We start from the raw sequence: 2,089 nt of genomic DNA, 5'->3' as shown, positions 1-2,089 counted from the left end.
GGGGTTAGGGGGTGGGGTTCTTACCAAACCCAAATTTTCCCGAAACTTCAAAACCGTCGGAGTCCGGTTTTCCGGTTCTATTTCCATCCCTGCTAAAATAGCATCATTTACCCTCTGACTAATGCCAGAATTATAATGCTTTGGTGCAGGTAAAGGTTCATCATCATATTTCCGGTTTTGTGCGGGTACGGGACTAAATTCACCCTCTTTGTTGAGTCCATCAGCCGTCAGCAGATAATATAAAGTAGCAGCTAAAGCGTAAACATCGGTATGAGGTCCAAAACTCCCTTTGCGACGATATTGTTCAATAGGTGCATAACCTTCTGTTAAAGAAGCTGTCATACTTTTAGTAGCAATACTGCGAGTTAAACCAAAATCAATTAAAACTGCTTCTTGTTTATTTTGGCGTAAGAGAATATTTTGAGGTTTAATATCCCGGTGTAAACTTCCTTTAGCGTGAATATATCCTAAAGCCTGACTAATTTGATCTATATATAATAGTGCTTCGCTTTCGGTAAGTTGTCCCTTTTGTCGAAGATATTGAAATAAAGTTACTCCATCAATATATTCCATTACCACGCCAAAAAGCTGACCTGCTTGAATGACTTCATGGACTTTGAGAATATGCTGATGATCAAAACCTTTAATTGTCAAGGCTTCGTTAATAAACTTAACCTGTTGTTCTGCAAAATCCTCTCGCAATTGCATTTGCTGATTGAGAGTTTTAATGGCGTAAATTTACCCGTGTTGGGTTCTAAGGCTTTGTACGTAGTCCCAAAACCACCGCTACCCAAGGGTTTACCTTGAATGATAAATCTACCGTTATTAATTTGTTGCTCTGGTTGCCAAATAATCATACCTTTGTTAGTAGATACGGTGGAGATTAATTTAAATATATCATTGCGTTGCGTTAGATCCCCGACTTCTTCAAGAAGTCGGGGATCTTGTCCTGGATGTTATAATATCAAAATATTTAAATCATAAGGAGTGGCAATGATGTTGTTAGAATTAAAGCGCATTCATGTACCACCAGGACAAAGAGTTATATTAGAAAATGTGACTTGGAAAGAATTAGAAACAATTATTGAAGAATTGGGAGAACATCGTGCCGCGCGAATTGCTTATGATAGGGGAAGATTAGAAATTATGAGTCCTTTACCAGAACATGAAGACGATAAAGAAATTATTAGCGATTTAGTTAAGGCTTTATTAGAAGAATTAAATATTGAGTTTAGATGTCTTGGTTCTACGACCTTTAAAAATCAATTTATGGCACAGGGTATAGAACCTGACCAATGTTTTTATATTAAAAATGAAGCTGTAATTCGGGGTAAAAAAAGATTAGATTTAACAATTGACCCTCCTCCAGATTTAGCTTTGGAAATTGATATTACTTCCCGTACCCATTTGAACATATATCAAGGTTTAAAAGTTCCTGAAGTATGGCGGTTTGAAAACGGAATTTTGCGAATTAATATTTTACAAGATGGTGTTTATGTGGAATCGAAATCTAGTTTAAATTTTCCTGATTTACCTTTAATTGAAGTCATTCCTCAATATTTAGAAAAAAGTCGAACTATAGGAAGAAATGCAACATTAAAGGCTTTCAGAAGTTGGGTGAATAGTTGATGATATATCTAGGAATTTTAATTGTGTGAATCAGGATGTCGAGGATTTGAGGATTTTCGGGATGTTGTTGGATGATTTTTGGTGGGAGTTTGAGGTTTTTTTGTCTGAATCAGGATGTCCAGGATTTGAGGATTTTTGGGATGTTGTTGGATGATTTTTTGTGGGGATTTGGTGATTTTTTGTCTGAATCAGGATGTCCAGGATTTGAGGATTTTCGGGATGTTGTTGGATGATTTTTGGTGGGAGTTTGAGGTTTTTTTGTCTGAATGAGGATGTCGAGGATTTGAGGATTTTCGGGATGTTGTTGGATGATTTTTGGTGGGGATTTGGTGATTTTTTGTCTGAATCAGGATGTCCAGGATTTGAGGATTTTTGGGATGTTGTTGGATGATTTTTTGTGGGGATTTGGTGATTTTTTGTCTGAATCAGGATGTCCAGGATTTGAGGATTTTCGGGATGT

General features: G+C 36.7%; 3 protein-coding genes. 1 reads left to right on the top strand and 2 read right to left on the bottom strand.

Annotated features, from left to right (window positions below):
• On the bottom strand, window positions 1-708 hold a 708-nt coding region (locus IQ228_RS25155), incomplete at its 3' end, for a serine/threonine-protein kinase (protein ID WP_228044077.1).
• Window positions 709-996: 288 nt separating this feature from the next.
• Here IQ228_RS25155 and IQ228_RS25150 point away from each other — a divergent pair.
• Entirely contained in the window at window positions 997-1,629 is a 633-nt protein-coding gene (locus IQ228_RS25150; RefSeq protein ID WP_027403870.1) for a Uma2 family endonuclease, read from the top strand.
• Window positions 1,630-1,659: 30 nt separating this feature from the next.
• On the opposite strand, the gene IQ228_RS25145 is transcribed toward IQ228_RS25150, so the two are convergent.
• Window positions 1,660-2,089 (bottom strand): hypothetical protein (locus IQ228_RS25145; protein WP_193964868.1); only part of this gene is annotated, 430 nt, incomplete at its 5' end.

Source organism: Dolichospermum sp. LEGE 00246, from assembly GCF_015207865.1.
In the GTDB taxonomy this organism is placed as follows: domain Bacteria; phylum Cyanobacteriota; class Cyanobacteriia; order Cyanobacteriales; family Nostocaceae; genus Dolichospermum; species Dolichospermum heterosporum.
The sequence above is the reverse complement of the archived record's forward strand: the minus strand, read 5'-3'. Positions and strand labels throughout refer to the sequence as shown.

Bases quoted from the DNA above. Each gene is read 5' to 3' on its own strand.
- IQ228_RS25150 (WP_027403870.1), top strand. From the start codon at position 997: ATGTTGTTAGAATTAAAGCGCATTCATGTACCACCAGGACAAAGAGTT.